Genomic DNA, 15,665 nt, shown 5'->3' with positions numbered 1-15,665 from the left:
CTTCTTCAGTCGTGTTGTATCGGGGTGTAGATGTGCTGCGCGGCATGCGGCGGTGTCAGCTGTGTTCAAGGTGTCGGGCCGCCGCGCTGGCGCCACTGCATCTGGTGTGCAGCGAACTCGGTAGCGGTGAGCTTGCCGTCATGGTCGGTGTCGATGTCTTCGAAACGCGGCGCGGTGCCGAGGTTACGCATCGGGTAGCCGGCCTTTGCGCGTTCGCTGATGCGTTGCGTGCGTGCCTGCTCGAACTCGCTCGCGGTGATCGCCTGATCGTGGTCGAGATCGAACTCGGCGAAGCTCGGCGCGTTCCAGCCGCGCCCGCCACCACCTCCTCCGCGACCACCGCGTTGCGCCTGCTGTGCGCGCTGACCGGCGAGCAGCTCTTCGGGGCTGAGCTTTCCATCGTGGTTGGTGTCGAGCGATGCAAAGCTCGGCGCGGTGGCGATGCCGCGCATCGGGCGGCCTTGTGCGGCGTTCTCATGCATGCGCTGGCTGCGCGCGGCGTCGAACTCCGCTTCGCTGATGAAGCCGTCGCCGTTCTTGTCGTAGCTGGCGAAGGGCATCGGGCCGTTCGGTGGCGGTGTCTGCGCGACAGCGGTGCTTGCAATCGACAGCATCGCCGCGCCAGTGAGGGCGCGAAGTGTTTGATAAATGCGCTTTTGGTTCATGGCTCAAACTCCTTTATGCGGATCGCTCCGCGCCATCTCGCGAGCCCGCAGCTGCAGGGCTCGCCTCCTAAGCTGCGTGCAGGCGGTTGCCGGGCCAGGCCTGCATCGCGGTGACAAAGGCGTCGCGGCTGCGCCCGAGGAAGGCGCTGTTCATGCGGCGCTCTTCCGCGATCGTCGACACGGTGCGGCCGCGATAGTCGTGCGCGGGGAACAACAAGGTTTCGTCCGCCAACGCAAAAATCCGGTGCATCACGCTGTCGTACATCTGACCGAAGTCGGTCTCATCGACCGCCTGGCCGCAGCCGTTGATTTCCATCACGTCGCCGCAGAACACGCGATCGCGCCACAGGTAGCTGACGCAGCCCGGCGTGTGGCCGGGCGTGGCCATCACCCGCAGGCGCTCACCGCCGAACTGCACGACGTCGCCATCGGCGAGCCGCCGTTGCGCAGAAGGGGCAGCGGCGAAGTCACCCACCGCGTAACAGACCCCAGGCAACCGGCACAGCGCGCCGCACTCGATGCGATCCGGCGCATGCACATGGGTGCGCAAGACATAGCGCAGGTTCAGGCCCTGCTCCTGAAGGATCGATCGCACCAGCAGTGCCGTGGCCGGCAGGGGGTCGATCACCACGGCATCGGCGCTTGAGTCATCGGCCAGCAGGTAGCTGAGTGAGGCCGTGGCCGGGTCGAGGATCTGGCGGAACAGCATGCTCAACCCCCCAGCGCGCGCAGCAGCAGCGCACAGCACAGTGCCAGCAGCGAGGTGCTGCCAGCGAGCAGGGTGCGCAGCAGCGCGTTGCGCGGTACCAGTCCGACGCCGCGTGTGAAGCCGGCCGCCATCGCCCAGCACAGCATCAACAGCGCCAGATGGTCTGCGCGGCCGTCCGCGCGTTGCACCAGCGGCGGATAGGCGGTGACCGCGAGCATGATCAGGATGCCGATCAGCAGCGGCAGCGGCGCGATGCCGGCGCTGCCGTGCTCCGGTGTGTCACAGCGAGCCGGCATGGCCGTCCCCGCTGCGTGTGTCGCGGCGTGCGTCTTCGTGCTCGCCCCACATCGCGTTGAGGATCGCAAGCAGTACCGCGAAGCCGATACCCAGCATCCAGGTGAAGTACCACATGTCCGTGCTCCTGTTTCAGTGGCCGCAGCGGCAGCCGGCGCAGCGCTGGCCCTCGGCGTGCGGATGGCCGTGATCGTGCGCATGGCCATGTTCGTGATCGTGGTGGTGGTGCGCATGCGCGGCGTGGTTGAGCACCGGCAGCGCGCCTTGCACCAGCAGCGTCAGTGCGCGCAGCGGGTCGGTTTCGCTGGTGATCAGCGATTCGATGCCGCGCCGCGCGAGCTTTTGTTGCAGGCCGGCGCCCATGCCGCCCGAGATCAGCAGATCGATGCCATCAAGCGGATGCGGCATGCCGTCGGCGAGCTCGTGGAAGCTCTGCTCCGGCTTGAGTTCCACTACACGCTGCTGCGTGACTTCCGGGCCGTCGAGCTTGAACACCATGAAGTTGCGGCACATGCCGGCGTGGCCGGTGATCGTCTTGCGGTTCTGCGTGGTGAGGGCAACGAGGGTCATGAGGGGGTCCTTGGTTTGAATCAGTAAGCGCTGTGTTCGTTTTCGCGGATGAAGTCGGCGGTGACCTTGCCGGCCATCACGCGATAGGCCCAGGCGGTGTAGGCGATGATCAGCGGCATGAAGATCACCACCGCCCAGAACATGATCGACAGCGTCAGGTGGCTCGAAACGCTGTCCCACACCGTGAGGCTGGAAGCCGGGTGGCTGGACGAGGGCATCACGAAGGGGAACATCGAGATGCCGGCGGTCCCGATCACGCCGGTCATCGCGAGTGAGGAGGCGACGAAGGCGATCAGCGTGCGACCGCGTGAGACGGCCAGCATCGCCAGCAGCGCGCCGGCAAAGCCCAGCGCCGGCAGCGCGAGCGTGAGCGGCCAGCGCTGGTAGTTGGCAAGCCAGGCGCCGGCTTCGCGGGTGACTTGCTTCGCCAGCGGGTTGGCGGCAGCGGCGGTGTCCACCGCTGAACGGATCACGAAGCCATCAATACCCTGCGCCAGCCACACGCCCGCCGCAGCGAAGCCGAGCAGCATCACGACGAGGGCCGCCACTGCAGTCAGGCGCACCCGCTGCGCGATTGCGCCTTCGGTGCGGTGCGCGAGGTAGACCGCACCGTGCGCAGTGATCATCGCGCTCGACACCACGCCGCAGAGCAGCGCGAAGGGGTTGAGCAGCGCCCAGAAGCTGCCGGTGTAGGTGGAGACGAGGTTCTCGTCGAAGCTGAAGGGCACACCCTGCAGCAGGTTGCCGAAGGCCACGCCGAAGATCAGCGGCGGTACCGCGCCGCCGACGAAGAGGCCCCAGTCCCAGGTGCTGCGCCAGCGTGCATCGTGGATCTTGCTGCGGTAGTCGAAACCGACCGGGCGGAAGAACAGCGCCCACAGCACCGCCAGCATTGCCCAGTAGAAGCCGGAGAAGGCCGTTGCATACACCAGCGGCCAGGCTGCGAAGATCGCGCCGCCACCGGTGATGAACCAGACCTGGTTACCGTCCCAGTGCGGGCCGACGGTGTTGATGATGATGCGGCGTTCCACATCGTTCTTGCCGACGAAGGGCAGCAGCGTGCCGACGCCCATGTCGTGGCCGTCCATCACCGCGAAGCCGACGAGCAGCACGCCCACCAGCAGCCACCAGATCACTTTGAGGGTTTCGTAGTCGAGCATGGCGTGTCCTCAGGCGTGGGCGGTTTCAAAGGCGTAACGACCGGTGCCGAGGCTGCCCGGACCCTGGCGCGAGAAGCGCACCATCAGGTACATCTCGACCACCAGCAGCAGCGTGTAGAAGCCAACGAAGCCGGCCAGCGAGCCATACAGCGAGCCCACGCTGAGCGTGGAAACGGAGAGATGCGTCGGCAGCACGCCGTAGATCGTCCACGGCTGGCGGCCGTATTCGGCGACGAACCAGCCCAGTTCGCAGGCGAGCCAGGGCAGCGGCAGGAACCATAGCGCCCAGCGCAGCAGCCAGCGCCGTTCGGAGAAACTGCCGCGGATCGAGTACCAGAGCGCGAGCCCGAACAGCGCGAAGAAGCCGAGCCCGATCGCCACCATCAGGCGGAAGCTCCAGAACAGCGGTGCAACGCGCGGAATCGTGTCGGCCGCGGCGCGGTCGATCAGCTCGGGTGTCACCTCGTCCATCGTCCGCACGTACTTGCGCAGCAGCAGGCCAAAGCCCAGATCGGCCTGATGGGTTCGCAGCCTGGCTTTGGCGGCGAGGTCATCCGGGTTGTGGCGTACCTGCTCCAGCGCGCGCACTGCTTCGATGCCCGACACGACCCGTTCGCGATTCTTCGCGCGGATCTCGTGGATGCCGGGCAGTTGCTTGTCGAGCGAGCGGGTACCGATCAGCCCGAGCAGCCAGGGCACCGAGATCTCCCAGTCGTTCTTCATCTGCGCTTCGTTGATGCCGGCGATGAGCTTGAGGCCCGCGGGCGCAGGCTCGGTCTCCCACATCGCCTCCATCGCGGCGAGCTTGGTCTGCTGCGCTTCGCCGACGGTGTAGCCGGACTCGTCGCCGAGCACGATCACCGAGCAAGCGGAGGCAAAGCCGAAGGCCGCGGCGATGCGAAAGCTCTTTTTCGCGAATTCCACATCGCGCCCGCGCAACAGGTACCAGCTCGATATCGACAGCACGAACATCGCGCCGGTGACATAGCCGGCCGACACCGTGTGCACGAACTTCGCCTGCGCATCCGGGTTGAAGATCAGCGCCCAGAAGCTGGTCATCTCCATGCGCATGGTCTGGTAGTTGAACTCCGCGCCCACCGGGTTCTGCATCCAGCCGTTGGCGATCAGGATCCACAGCGCGGAGAGGTTGGTGCCCACCGCCATCAGCACGGTCACCAGCAAGTGCTGGCGGCGCGAGAGGCGGTCCCAGCCAAAGAAGAACAGGCCGATGAAGGTCGATTCGAGGAAGAAGGCCATCAGGCCCTCGATCGCGAGCGGGGCGCCGAAGATGTCGCCGACGTAGTGTGAGTAGTAGGCCCAGTTCGTACCGAACTGGAATTCCATCGTGATGCCGGTGGTGACGCCGAGCGCGAAGTTGATGCCGAACAGCTTGCCCCAGAAGCGCGTCATGTCCTTGTAGATGAGCTTGCCGGTCATCACGTAGACGCTCTCCATGATGACCAGCATCCAGGTCATTCCGATCGTCAGCGGAACGAAGAGAAAGTGGTACATCGCGGTCGCGGCGAACTGCAGCCGCGATAAATCGACCAGTTGCTCACTGACCATATTCTGTTGCCCCCTGAATGTCATGCCGCGCGCCGCCTGCCATCTCGGCTGCCGTGCTGGCAGGCGTCACATCGACCCGTGCGTCGCGCACGAATCCCCACCACAGCAGGCCGATCACGACCAGCTTCAGCGCGACCAGCACTGCCAGCTCACGCACCAAGCGTCTGTCTCCCATGCGCCCCCTCCTGCTGATCTAGCCCTCTAATCAAGATCCGGGCCAGCTTGCCCATTGCTTAAACAACTGCGAAAAAACAATGCTTTGCGTGTTTTATGGCCAGTTCTGCTGGCAGGGGCTTGTCTGCCCATGACAGCCCGACTTGCTGCCAACGGCAGCGCTCGTGGCAGCGCCACACCAAATAGTTAGGTGACGGTCCGAATAGGCTGGGGCCGATGCGCGGTAAGGAGCTGGGTGCTGCCAAATTGGTGTGCCAATGGTGGCAACGCGGTGCCCGCTGGCAGCCTGGCGCCGGAGCGCGCATCATGCGGGCTTGTCGTAACCCCACGCCTGCTCACCATGCCGACCGTGCCGCACCCCTTCCCGGAACTGCTCTCGCTGCTCGATGCCTCGCCCGAGCCGCATATTGTTTTCGACGAGCAGTACCGCATCCTGGCGGCCAATGCGGCCTACCGGGCGCAGTTGGCGGGCGGCAAGAGCGTGGTCGGCAAGACCTGCTATCAGGTTTCGCACCACTACACGGTGCCCTGCGACCAGGCGGGCGAGACCTGCCCGCTCGCACGCAGCCGCGAGTCCGGCGGGCGTGAGCGTGTGATGCACCTGCACCACACGCCGCGCGGCGAGGAGTACGTCGATATCGAGCTCACGCCGCTGCGCGACGCATCGGGCGAAGTGCGCTACTTCGTCGAGCGCATGGCGGCGCTGCCGGTCACGCAGGCGCAGGACAGCTCGCGCAAGATGGTCGGCCGTGCGCCGCGCTTCCAGCGCATGCTCGAACTGGTCGCGCGGGTGGCGAAGTCCGAGGCAACGGTGCTGCTCGAAGGCGAATCTGGTTCCGGCAAGGAACTGGTCGCGCAGGCGATTCATGACGGCAGCGCGCGCGCGAAGCGGCCGTTCGTACCCGTCGATTGTTCAGGCATTCCGGAAACGCTATTCGAGAGCGAACTCTTCGGCCATGAACGCGGCGCCTTCACCGGCGCCTCGGCCGCGCGCGCGGGTCTGGTCGAAGCCGCCAGCGGTGGCACGCTGTTCCTCGACGAGGTGGGCGAGATTCCGCTCGCGATGCAGGTCAAGCTGCTGCGCCTGCTCGAAACCGGCACCTATCGCCGCGTTGGCGCGACGGACGTGCGGCGCGCCGATATCCGTATCGTTTCCGCCACGCACCGTTCACTGCGCGACATGGTGAGCGCCGGTGCGTTCCGCGCCGACCTCTATTACCGGCTCAACACCTTCCCGATCGCAGTACCCGCGCTGCGCGAACGCCCGGAGGACATTGCAGCGCTCTCACAGGCATTGCTGGTGCGGGTGGCACCCAAACGCCGCCTCACGATATCGACGGCGGCCCTGCTGCAACTGGAGCGCTACACGTATCCGGGCAATGTGCGGGAGCTGCGCAACCTGCTCGAACGCGCAAGCCTGATGTGCGACGGCGACACGATTGAACCCGAACATCTGCCCGACGAACTGTTTGCCGAGCGCTGCGAGACGCAGGCTCCGCGCGGGGCGCCGCCCGTACCGGTTTCAGAGCGCCTGCCGCAGTTGCTTGCCGAACATCAGGGCTCGCGCAAATCGCTCGCCAAGGCGCTCGGCATCAGCGAGCGGACCTTGTATCGACGTTTGAGCGAGCTGGCCAGCACGAGCAAGTCCGACGCCGAATAACGCGCCACCGGTATGAGTGGGCGTCGGCTGGGCGACGCGGACGGGTGGGATAATGCGGGTGTGTCGCGGGCAACGCCTGCGAGCTATTGCATTGCGGAGTGACTGTCATGAGTGCCTGGAGCTGTCCCCACGACATCGACAACATCTGCCAGCGGGTGCTGGGTGCCCGCTGCGATCCGGGCATGCGCGGCTGCGTGCTGGAAGGGCGGGTGCGCTTCGCGCGCGAGCAGTTGAACATGCCACGCAAACCGGTTCGCGCCGAGGCGCCGTCGCAGAGTGAAGATGAAACGCCTGCACCACGGCGTCCGCGCTTGCCGTTTTAGGGCAAACGGTCGGTCTTAAGGGCAACCCGCGGGTGGCTGCGCGGCGGCATCGGGCTATAGGGCCCGTGCCCTCAACGAGTTCGATTGAGGCGTCGTTGTGGCATCCATTGTCGGCGCTGATAGCGCTGGCCGTGACGGTTGATACCGGCCCGCGTTTTTTCGCTGACCCCCTGACTTCCGAACTGGGTCGAGGTTGCCGCGGTGCCGAGGGCGTCCACGTTGGCGTGGGCCCCAGAGGTCAGTCCATTGGGAGATTGGCTGTCGGCTCGAACTCGAACGTTTCTCTCGGAGCGGCGACCGAATACCGAAGGATCTGCACAACCTTTGAGTCAATAAAAGGTCATTCGAGTTCGGCATCGCTTGCGTTGCTTGGGCGACCTTATCTCATCCGTGCGTGTTTCATCGCGCGACGCGCATATGCCGAATGCCAATTACCAAACTCCGCGGATGGAATGCGCCGAGGTGTCCCAATGCGCTCTGTCGTCCGTGAGTGTCGTGCGCCCTTTTCCGCATTCGCCGATCGATTACTCGCGCCCACAACTGAGGATGCGAATGCGTCGTATGCAGTGGGATACGCCGTGACTTAGCTCCTGATCGTTATCCGAAATTAACCGACAAAAGATGACGGCGCCCGTCGGTCGGTATCATCCTGAATCATCGAAGATCCATCGAAGCCTATCCCAAACATGCACAAGCTCATTTTTTCGGTTCGTCCGTTGGTCGTGCTGTCGTTTCTGCTTCTTGCCGCGTGCGGCGGCGCGGGAGGTGATACTTCTCCGGAAGCCCAATACCCAAAAACCGGCTGGTACCAGCCCCCGGTCGCGAGCGACGATATGGTCGCGGCCCCCCTGACGGTCACTTCGCTTGAACTTTTGCACGAAAGAACGCGCGATCGGCTGCTAACCGTTCTGCCGGCAACAGATTCGCCCTATGTTGTGTGGCCGGTATACGGTCTGCGCGATGTTTCCAGTTCAAGCTCGCCAGTCGTGGCCACCCATCTTTTCGTGCTCGATCAGACTCGACGCGCACTACTACGTGTCAGCCTAGAAGCAAACGGCTCCCGCCCGTCGAGTTCAACGCTGTACACATCGGACGAACTGTGCCCGCTTGGTAGCGTTGCACAGTCGCTTGCGCAGCCGACAGACTCTGTGTTGTTTATTCAAAAACAAGGTCCTGACAAGCAATGCGGTACGTCTGATGACACCGCCGTAGTGCTTGGTGTTACCGGGAGAACAACCGAAGTTGCTGGTTCCGGAGAGGTGCTCGCGCCAATCAATGCATATGCCCTGCGCGGCGATAGCGGTTGGTTGATCCGGCGCGCGGGTGTAGCTAGCGATCAGATCGTGCAATTGAGGGCCGGGGCGCCCAATACGATTGCGGCCAGCTGGAACGTTGCGCGCGGTAGCAAACTGCTGGATATAAGTCAAAACATCGCGCTATTCGACCGTGGCGCCACCGGCGCCTCCGCCGCCGGGTTTACGCGTATCAAACTCGCCGATGGGCAGGTCGATGTGCTGACAACGACTCTTGGCATCCTCGGCCCCGGCAGCAGCCCCCTGACGTTTAACGGTGCGAAGAGTGGGGAATTCACATTTGTGGGCAGCGAGGCTCTAGCGTCTGGCTTGTGGCGTCGGGTTCTCGTCAAGCTGCCTCATGACAAGGCGACCGGCGTGGTCGTAGCCAGCCTCTCCCCGTTCTCGGCGGCGGATGAAGACCCCAGCGGATCGATTCCTCTTGGCGATGGTGCCGCGCCCGACTACCTTGGCGTCGCGCACCCATTTTTCGCAGACGTTTATGTCGCCGATAGGGACCGCGGTCAACTCGTCAAGCAGCCGACGCTATCTGGCCAGCGAGCGATTGCCGCAGCGAATAGCAGTTTGGTGTTTTCTCGCGTTTCGGTAGACCCCAAGGTAGGGAGTGACTTCTCTGCGGTGTTCCAGGGGACCACGATCAAACTGACAGAGCAGTTCTTCCTGCACGCGTTGGCGATTGGTCGCGACACGCGAAGCGAAACCCGAACAACCGAATATGGCTATGGCCTGATCAGGGTGAGAACCTCCGTGGGAGGAGAGCGTCTTTATGCTTTCGACCCTTACAACAGCAGCTTGTCGTTATATGCAGACGAAACTGTGATTGCGGCGGCCGCAAAGTTGAGTAGCCTGACGTCTCCTCTGGCGCCGAAGATGCTACTGAGTGGGTCTGCGGGCCTGCTTCAAGTCAGTGGGCTGGATGCGAGTACCGGCCGCGAGAAATCGGTACTGCTTTCCTTCGATGTTGCTCAGAAAGATTCCTGGACCGTTGTGCAGACCGATTCCTCGCAATAGCGGAGCTGCCGCCGGACAAGACATCTAGTGTCGCTGGGAGACATTTCTCGCACACAGGCATCGCTCAGCGTTGCGCAAGTCGGGCGGCAGGTCACCGATGCACGCGTCAATTGGGTACGAATGGATTGACCACGTGAGCGGACGCATGCTCCCTCGGCGGACGCCCAGAAAGGACAGCGCCTGCATTGGGCTCGGCTGGTCATGCTGACGCCACAGAGGTGGCGGATCAATGGCGGCTTGCTGGCGAGCGATTTTCTCTATTGGAAGGCCTCCTGGTTTTCGGCTTCCAACGTGAACGAATTGCCCTGATCCGCGAGCAATCTCGACGAGAGGCGCGGCGTAGGCGAACTGGTGTTCGACCAGGTCGACGATGAGCCCCGCCCTTGCTGCCGACACCGGTGCCCCCGATTCCTTCACGTGCGGATAGCCCTCAATTGTCAACGTCAGCGTAGCTATTCTGCCTTGCGCGCCACACGGCGCGATCGGTGCTGGTGCTGCTGGGCGACGTGAAGCCACGCGGCGGCGCGACGACCGTTGGCGGAGCGGAGGCGGGTTCGTTCTTGCTGCGCGCGGAGGAGGCATTGCGCCAGTCGTTGGCGCCGCGTGTCGTGATGCGCGGATCCGCCTGCACCGGGGGCGCGATATAGGTCAGCGCGATGCGCACGGCGCGGCCGTTGCCGACCACGGTGACCGCATCGTCGGCGATCTCGACGAGCTGAACGTCTTCTGCCAGTGCGTCGCCGACGCGGAATTCGCGCGCCGCTGCGCCTGCGACAGAAATCACTGCGTAGCTGCGCTGCAAGGCGGCGTCGTGAACAACGCCGGTGAGTACCAGCGGCGGCATCGGCTTGCTGCGTTGTTCAAGCGCTTGTGCGGTGCTGGGTGGCGTGACCGCCTCGGTCTCCGGCGCTGCCTTACCGCTGAGGTGGAGCAGGGTGCCGATCAGTGCGCCCGCTGCGATGCCGAACGCAATCTTGATGCGGAGTCGATGCGTGCCAGTGCCGGACGCGGGTCCCGCGCGATGGGGGCTGCGAAAACTGCCGTGAATTGGGCTGTTCATGTTCAGGGCCTCTCGTGCGCACGGCCGGGAGTCCCGGCCGTGGCGGTGTGCCGCTTCCAGCCGCCGCGGGGGCGGCCGGAGCGTCGGAGCTGCGTGTTACCAGCCGATCGTGTAGGTCACGGTCTTCGGTTTGGCAGTGTGGATCGACGGGCTGTAGCCGCCCACATCGTCATACGCGAAGCCGTAGGCCAGCGAGTTCAGGCTGTGATCGTGCCAGAACTTGGTGAAGTAGTTGGCCACCGCCCCTGCCGGGTAGAAGGCCGACGAATTCCACCACTTGTCGAAGGTCTGGCCGGCGACATGACGGTTGAGGGCTGCACACATCTGGGCTTGCAGTTGCAGCTGCTTGCCAACGTCCGAGGTGCCCTTCGGGTCGTCGAGCAGGCCTGCGCCGAGCATGACCATCGAGGTCGTCGGCTTGCCGTTGATGTAGTAGGTACCTGCGCTGTCGGTGAATTGGAAGGTGTCGCCCACGACGCGTCCGGTGAATACCGGCCAGCCGTTCTTCAGATCCATCACCAGATCCTGGTTGCGGTACTTCTCCCAGATCTCCGAGATGTAGGCATCGAGGTAGTGCTCGTTGACGCCGTCCTTCGTGAAGGTTGCATGCGCCGGGGCCATGATGCGATACGGCGCGTACGGGGCCTGTGCGAGGCTACGGAAGGCTTCCGGCACTTCGTTGATGAACTTGGCGAAGATCTCCTCACGCGATTCGCTCAGGTTCTCGCCAACCGTCATGTCGAAGCCATCGAGGCCGGTGACATTGAGTTTGACGGGGAAGCCGAACTGGTCGACACGGGTGGTGTTGACGAAGATGCCTTGCGGGTTGGCACCCGGCGGCAGGATGGCGAACTCGCCGAAGTCGAAGATCACATCGATGTTCGGGTCGGTCGGGTTCTCGATGTTGGCGCCGGCGTAGGCGATCTTGCCGTTGATGTCGGTGTTCACCTGTATGTACATCGGTTCGCCAACGCTCATCAGCAGGCGGGCCGAGTTGATCGCCGGGATGGTGATCGACTTGGTCTGCGCCAGTGAGTAGAAGTAGTTGGCGTACGGTTGGCCGTTCTTCATCAGCGCACCGTTGTCGCCGACGCTCATCGGGATCAGGTTGCCGTTCATGTCGACATGGACGAAGTTGCCGGTGTTCCAGTCCTTGCCGATGATCGACCAGAAGACCTTGTCGTCCGACCACTTGCCCTTGGTGCCGTTGACCACGTTGAAGGTGGTCTTGCCGTTCCAGGTTTCGCCGCTGCCGCTGCCGATGGTGTAGGTCGCGGTGGCAACGCTGGAGCTGATGCCGCCCTTGATCGCAACCACTTTGACGGTGGCATTGCTGCGTACCCACACCGGTCCGCCGTAGACGGTGGCGCTGCTGGTCGGCGTCGAACCATCCAGCGTGTAGTACAGCGTTGCGCCGTTGGTGATGCTGAGGAAGTTCACCGCGATCGGCTGGCCATAGTCACCGCTGGCGTGCGAAATCGTCGGCGTGGCAACGGTCTTGTCGTCTTCACCGATCACATAGGTTTCGCTCGCGATGCCGGACTGGTTGCCATCGCTCTTCACGGTGATGGCATTGATCGTCTTCGCGGTGCTCACGATGATCGGGCCAACGTACAGCGGCGACATGGTATTCGGCGCCGAGCCATCGGTGGTGTAGCGGATCGTCGAGTTGGACTCGGTGGTGAAGAGCTGCACGCTCTGTACGCTCGCGTACTTGCCACCGACCGGCGAGATCGTCGGCTTTGCCACCGGCGACGGGCCGCCAATCTTGTAGCTGTAGCGCGGCGTATCGAGCTGGCCCGAACCCACGGCGTAGGTGATGAAGTAGTTGATCACGTCACCCGTCTTGACCGGCGTCAGCACGAACTCGAAGCGGCCGAGCGTGCTGTTGTAGGTCATCTTCGGGCTGATCTCGCTGCCGTTGTTGATCGCGTAGTGCAGGATCGCGTAGGCGCTGCTGCCGGTCGGCTTGATCCACACCGTCGCGGTGGTGCCCAGCTCGTAGACGCCTTGCACGAAGCCGGTGCCACCGTTGTCGATGGTGTAGCCGGCGGTGGCGATTTCCGAGTCGGCAACGCCTGTTGCGCTGGCGTAGGCCTTGATTGTCTGCGAGGTGCTGACGGTCAGCGGGCCGGTATAGATCGGCGAGCTGGCGGTCGGCGTGCTGCCGTCGGTGGTGTAGCGGATCTTGGCACCCGCGGTGCTGGTGATGGTCACCGTCTGCGTGCTGGTGTAGCTGCCGCCGGCCGGGCTGAACGTGGGCGGCGGTAGCCGCAGTTCAGGAATGATCACGTAGCTGGCGCTACCCACATCCGAATTGTCGTAGCCGCTCGCGATCGCGATCGCCTTGATCGTGCGATCGCTGCTCACGCCGATCGGGCCCGTGTAAAGCGTCGACGAAGCGGTCGGCGTGCTGCCGTCCAGCGTGTAGCGGATCGTTGCGCCGCTGGTGGCGCTGCTCAACGCGACGTTCTGCGGGCTTGCATAGGAGCCCCCTGCCGGGTTGAAGGTCGGCGTGGCGGCCTTCTTCGGCGCGTTCACGGTGAAGCTGTACGCACCTGTGTCGTATTGCGCCGCACCCGTCACGTTGTAAGTGAACCAGTAGTTGATCACGTTGCCGGAGGCGACCGTCGCGCTGCTCTCATAACGCCCGGTGCTGCTGTTCTTCACCATGCGCATGTTCTGCTGTGCGCCGTTGGCCACGGAGAAGTGGACGTCAACGTAGCTGATTGTCGTGCTCGGCTGGAACCAGATCACCGCAGTGGTGCCCGACACATCAACACCGTTGGTGAACGAGAAGCCGCCCCCCGTGTTGATCGTGTAGCTGGCGCTCGCGACGGCGGAATCGGTCATGCCGCTTGCAGTGGCGTAGGCTTTCAGCGTCTTGGTGGTGGAAACGGTGATTGCGCCGCTATACACCGGCGAGCCGGCCGTCGGCGTGGAGCCGTCGGTGGTGTAGCGGATCGTGGCGCCACCGGTGGCGGTCGCGATCGTGACCGTCTGGGTGCTGTTATAGGTGCCGGACGGCACCGAGAAGGTCGGCGTGGCAACCGTGCCACCGCCGCCGCCGCCCAGAGTGGTCGTGCTGGTCGGCGAATCGTAGGCAAGACCGGCCTTGTCGTAGGTGAAGGAATGGCTCACGACCTGTCCCGCGCTCGCGGCAAAGGTCGTCTCGAAGCGGCCTTTGCCGCTGTTGTAGGTCATGCGCACGTTTTGCTGCGCGCCGCCGTTGACGCTGTAGTGCGCATCAACCCAGGTCGAACCGACACTGGACTGGAACCAGAGAGTCGCGGTACTGCCGACCAGGTCGGCCCCCACGGTGTAGTCCGCGGCGCGTGCCGCGAATGGCGTAAGCGTCATCAGCAGTGCAAGCACTGCCAGTAACGACCGGTACGCCCGGTGTAACTGCAAGGTCATTTCTTGATCTCCTCGGTGTGCGGGCTTTGCCCGCCGCCCCGGCTGGGGCATGCGTGGCTGGCGCCCAGAGCTCAAACGCCGTGTCGCTGTAGCTGTCTGTTGTCGGGCCCCAAAAAAAGGAAGCGCTTTCATCGATACGGCTGATGGCGTTATACGCGCGGATTTATGGGCGGATAAGCACTTGGAATGCGTTCCGCAAGACCGTCGGGGGTGTCGTCAGCGCTTGCTTTTTTGCGGCGAATCAATTGCTTATGCAGTCAGTCCGACGCTGATGCAGTACGGCGAGGGTGCGTATTCGAGCGCTGCGAAAGGGTTTGCGCGGTGCGAGGCGAGGTACGGAGGTGAGCGGCGCCGAACGTCCGTTAGAGAGGGCGCTCGATGCGGACGCTGATCTTGCCAACAGGCGGACGTGGCAGCCGGTGTGGGCTATGCGGCCCCGCACGAAAAATGAAAAGGCCGGCGCAGTGGCCGGCCTTTTGGGTTCAGGCAGTGATCGAGCGATCTACGGTTCGCTCGACCCGATTGCGGTGCGTGCTCAGGCCACGATGCCGCTGAAGAGCGTGGCGGCGGGAATGCGGCAATCCACCCGCAGGACTTCGCCGCTTCGCATGAACACCTGCTGCGAGAGCTCGCGCGTCAGCGCAGGCCCTGCCATCGTCTCCGTACGGCCGTTGGCATGGGTGACCGTGACGTCGAGTCGCGCGTCGGCCGCTTGGTCGAGCTGGAACACGAAGGGCACCTGACACAGCGTGAAGCCCAATGCGCCGGCAGCAAGTGGCAGCGTTTGGCTCTCGCTGTTCACGTCGCGATAGCTGAAGCTGCGCGCAGCGTTGCCGAACTCCGCGGCGGTGAGCAGGGCCGGCACGATGCGGATTGAGCCTGCACGCACCAGCACGCCGAGTTCGCCGAAACGTGCGATCACCTCTTCCTTGACCTGGCCGGTCATGCCCGGCTGCTGCGCCCCGCTGTGGCCTGGGGTGTGGGAATACGGGTCACACGGGAAGGCGCCGTACTCGGCCGGCGTCTTGTTGAAGCCCAAGCCCTTGCGCACACGGTAGTAGTGCTCGCCGAGGCGGCGGATGGCCGTGGCGTCCTCGCCCTGCTCGATCGCGGTAAAGAAGCTCTCCTGCACGCCCAGCAGCAGCTTCGACACCATGTGCCAGTAGATGCAGCCGAGGCCTTCGAAGCCGAACATCGTGCCGGAGCGGCCGGTGAAGCGGCGGTGCTGGAACACCGCTTCGTACAGTGCCAGCGTTTGCGCCTGCGTGGTGGCGCTGTATTCGGCGTAGTCCTTGCCCGCCCGCTCAAGTGCAGGCGCAAGGTCGCCGGCGTTGGAGAAGGCGGGCGCGAAGCGAACAGTGCCGTCCGCGTCCCGTTCGACGATGCGGTTGTCGCCTCGCTCAAGCATGGCGGTCAGCAATGGATTTTCGGCGACGCTGGCGGCGGGTATGCGGTTCTTCACGAGGAAGCCCGGCAGGTTCGTGTCCGGGTACAGCATGAAGCTCTGCTGGTCGGCGCGGTACATCGCCGAGGCGAACAGCGCATCGAGCAGGTCTGCCACTTCGTTGGCGCCGAGCACGCCCGAGGCCAGCACCGCGACCTGGCCTTCCAGCATCGGGTAGAGGTGGTCAACGCTGACGGTGTGTTCGTTCGGCACCAGCAGGTTGTAGGCGTGGTACAGGCCGTCTTCGCGGCGGTTGTGCGCGATCGATTCATCGAGCACCGTTTGCGCCGCCTGCAGTG

General features: G+C 64.0%; 13 protein-coding genes and 1 pseudogene. 3 read left to right on the top strand and 11 right to left on the bottom strand.

Annotated features, from left to right (window positions below):
- Nucleotides 1–65: 65 nt before the first annotated feature.
- From ACE3P0_RS19705 to cydP, 8 genes are all read right to left on the bottom strand, one after another.
- Nucleotides 66–665: an EF-hand domain-containing protein gene (locus tag ACE3P0_RS19705; protein WP_374404488.1), complete on the bottom strand. Its 600-nt coding sequence runs from the start codon at nucleotides 663–665 to the stop codon at nucleotides 66–68.
- A 67-nt stretch (nucleotides 666–732) separates the two neighbouring features.
- Nucleotides 733–1,374 (bottom strand): MBL fold metallo-hydrolase, encoded by a 642-nt coding sequence (locus ACE3P0_RS19700; RefSeq protein ID WP_374404487.1) that lies wholly within the window; start codon nucleotides 1,372–1,374, stop codon nucleotides 733–735.
- Nucleotides 1,375–1,376: 2 nt separating this feature from the next.
- A complete protein-coding gene (locus tag ACE3P0_RS19695) occupies nucleotides 1,377–1,670 on the bottom strand; it encodes a cyd operon YbgE family protein (protein WP_374404485.1) in 294 nt (97 codons plus the stop codon).
- Complete coding sequence (gene cydX / locus ACE3P0_RS19690) at nucleotides 1,654–1,785, bottom strand: cytochrome bd-I oxidase subunit CydX (protein ID WP_374404483.1); 132 nt, start codon at nucleotides 1,783–1,785, stop codon at nucleotides 1,654–1,656. The genes ACE3P0_RS19695 and cydX overlap by 17 nt, the downstream gene beginning before the upstream one ends.
- A gap of 15 nt (nucleotides 1,786–1,800) precedes the next feature.
- Nucleotides 1,801–2,238 (bottom strand): NifB/NifX family molybdenum-iron cluster-binding protein, encoded by a 438-nt coding sequence (locus ACE3P0_RS19685; RefSeq protein WP_374404482.1) that lies wholly within the window; start codon nucleotides 2,236–2,238, stop codon nucleotides 1,801–1,803.
- Nucleotides 2,239–2,258: 20 nt separating this feature from the next.
- Nucleotides 2,259–3,398, bottom strand: coding sequence for a cytochrome d ubiquinol oxidase subunit II (gene cydB, locus ACE3P0_RS19680; protein WP_374404480.1), 1,140 nt, complete (start codon nucleotides 3,396–3,398; stop codon nucleotides 2,259–2,261).
- A 9-nt stretch (nucleotides 3,399–3,407) separates the two neighbouring features.
- The gene (locus ACE3P0_RS19675) at nucleotides 3,408–4,964 is read right to left on the bottom strand and encodes a cytochrome ubiquinol oxidase subunit I (RefSeq protein ID WP_374404479.1); all 1,557 of its coding nucleotides are present in this window, start codon (nucleotides 4,962–4,964) and stop codon (nucleotides 3,408–3,410) included.
- A complete protein-coding gene (gene cydP / locus ACE3P0_RS19670) occupies nucleotides 4,954–5,139 on the bottom strand; it encodes a cytochrome oxidase putative small subunit CydP (RefSeq protein WP_374404478.1) in 186 nt (61 codons plus the stop codon). Before cydP ends, ACE3P0_RS19675 begins: the two co-directional genes overlap by 11 nt.
- Before the next feature lie 339 nt (nucleotides 5,140–5,478).
- On the opposite strand from cydP, the gene ACE3P0_RS19665 reads away from it, so the two are divergent.
- The 3 genes from ACE3P0_RS19665 (at nucleotide 5,479) to ACE3P0_RS19655 (ending at nucleotide 9,445) form a co-directional block, all read left to right on the top strand.
- A complete protein-coding gene (locus tag ACE3P0_RS19665; RefSeq protein WP_374404505.1) occupies nucleotides 5,479–6,798 on the top strand; it encodes a sigma-54 interaction domain-containing protein in 1,320 nt (439 codons plus the stop codon).
- A gap of 107 nt (nucleotides 6,799–6,905) precedes the next feature.
- The gene (locus ACE3P0_RS19660) at nucleotides 6,906–7,121 is read left to right on the top strand and encodes a hypothetical protein (RefSeq protein WP_374404477.1); all 216 of its coding nucleotides are present in this window, start codon (nucleotides 6,906–6,908) and stop codon (nucleotides 7,119–7,121) included.
- 686 nt (nucleotides 7,122–7,807) lie between these two features.
- Nucleotides 7,808–9,445, top strand: coding sequence for a hypothetical protein (locus ACE3P0_RS19655; RefSeq protein WP_374404475.1), 1,638 nt, complete (start codon nucleotides 7,808–7,810; stop codon nucleotides 9,443–9,445).
- A gap of 430 nt (nucleotides 9,446–9,875) precedes the next feature.
- Here ACE3P0_RS19655 and ACE3P0_RS19650 read toward each other — a convergent pair whose 3' ends face one another.
- The 3 genes and pseudogenes from ACE3P0_RS19650 to ACE3P0_RS19640 all read right to left on the bottom strand — a co-directional run.
- On the bottom strand, nucleotides 9,876–10,505 hold the full coding sequence (locus tag ACE3P0_RS19650; RefSeq protein WP_374404474.1) for a type II secretion system protein N: 630 nt from the start codon (nucleotides 10,503–10,505) through the stop codon (nucleotides 9,876–9,878).
- 96 nt (nucleotides 10,506–10,601) lie between these two features.
- Nucleotides 10,602–13,922, bottom strand: coding sequence for a chitobiase/beta-hexosaminidase C-terminal domain-containing protein (locus ACE3P0_RS19645; protein WP_374404473.1), 3,321 nt, complete (start codon nucleotides 13,920–13,922; stop codon nucleotides 10,602–10,604).
- A gap of 535 nt (nucleotides 13,923–14,457) precedes the next feature.
- Nucleotides 14,458–15,665 (bottom strand): annotated as a pseudogene (locus tag ACE3P0_RS19640) (hypothetical protein); the annotation flags it as partial.

The organism is Niveibacterium sp., from assembly GCF_041909475.1.
Lineage (GTDB): Bacteria > Pseudomonadota > Gammaproteobacteria > Burkholderiales > Rhodocyclaceae > Niveibacterium.
The sequence above is the reverse complement of the archived record's forward strand: the minus strand, read 5'-3'. Positions and strand labels throughout refer to the sequence as shown.

What these genes read in the sequence shown, in the direction of transcription:
- ACE3P0_RS19705 (WP_374404488.1), bottom strand. Translation starts at nt 665, where the DNA reads ATGAACCAAAAGCGCATTTATCAAACACTTCGCGCCCTCACTGGCGCG.
- ACE3P0_RS19700 (WP_374404487.1), bottom strand. Translation starts at nt 1,374, where the DNA reads ATGCTGTTCCGCCAGATCCTCGACCCGGCCACGGCCTCACTCAGCTAC.
- ACE3P0_RS19695 (WP_374404485.1), bottom strand. Translation starts at nt 1,670, where the DNA reads ATGCCGGCTCGCTGTGACACACCGGAGCACGGCAGCGCCGGCATCGCG.
- cydX (WP_374404483.1), bottom strand. Translation starts at nt 1,785, where the DNA reads ATGTGGTACTTCACCTGGATGCTGGGTATCGGCTTCGCGGTACTGCTT.
- ACE3P0_RS19685 (WP_374404482.1), bottom strand. Translation starts at nt 2,238, where the DNA reads ATGACCCTCGTTGCCCTCACCACGCAGAACCGCAAGACGATCACCGGC.
- cydB (WP_374404480.1), bottom strand. Translation starts at nt 3,398, where the DNA reads ATGCTCGACTACGAAACCCTCAAAGTGATCTGGTGGCTGCTGGTGGGC.
- ACE3P0_RS19675 (WP_374404479.1), bottom strand. Translation starts at nt 4,964, where the DNA reads ATGGTCAGTGAGCAACTGGTCGATTTATCGCGGCTGCAGTTCGCCGCG.
- cydP (WP_374404478.1), bottom strand. Translation starts at nt 5,139, where the DNA reads ATGGGAGACAGACGCTTGGTGCGTGAGCTGGCAGTGCTGGTCGCGCTG.
- ACE3P0_RS19665 (WP_374404505.1), top strand. Translation starts at nt 5,479, where the DNA reads ATGCCGACCGTGCCGCACCCCTTCCCGGAACTGCTCTCGCTGCTCGAT.
- ACE3P0_RS19660 (WP_374404477.1), top strand. Translation starts at nt 6,906, where the DNA reads ATGAGTGCCTGGAGCTGTCCCCACGACATCGACAACATCTGCCAGCGG.
- ACE3P0_RS19655 (WP_374404475.1), top strand. Translation starts at nt 7,808, where the DNA reads ATGCACAAGCTCATTTTTTCGGTTCGTCCGTTGGTCGTGCTGTCGTTT.
- ACE3P0_RS19650 (WP_374404474.1), bottom strand. Translation starts at nt 10,505, where the DNA reads ATGAACAGCCCAATTCACGGCAGTTTTCGCAGCCCCCATCGCGCGGGA.
- ACE3P0_RS19645 (WP_374404473.1), bottom strand. Translation starts at nt 13,922, where the DNA reads ATGACCTTGCAGTTACACCGGGCGTACCGGTCGTTACTGGCAGTGCTT.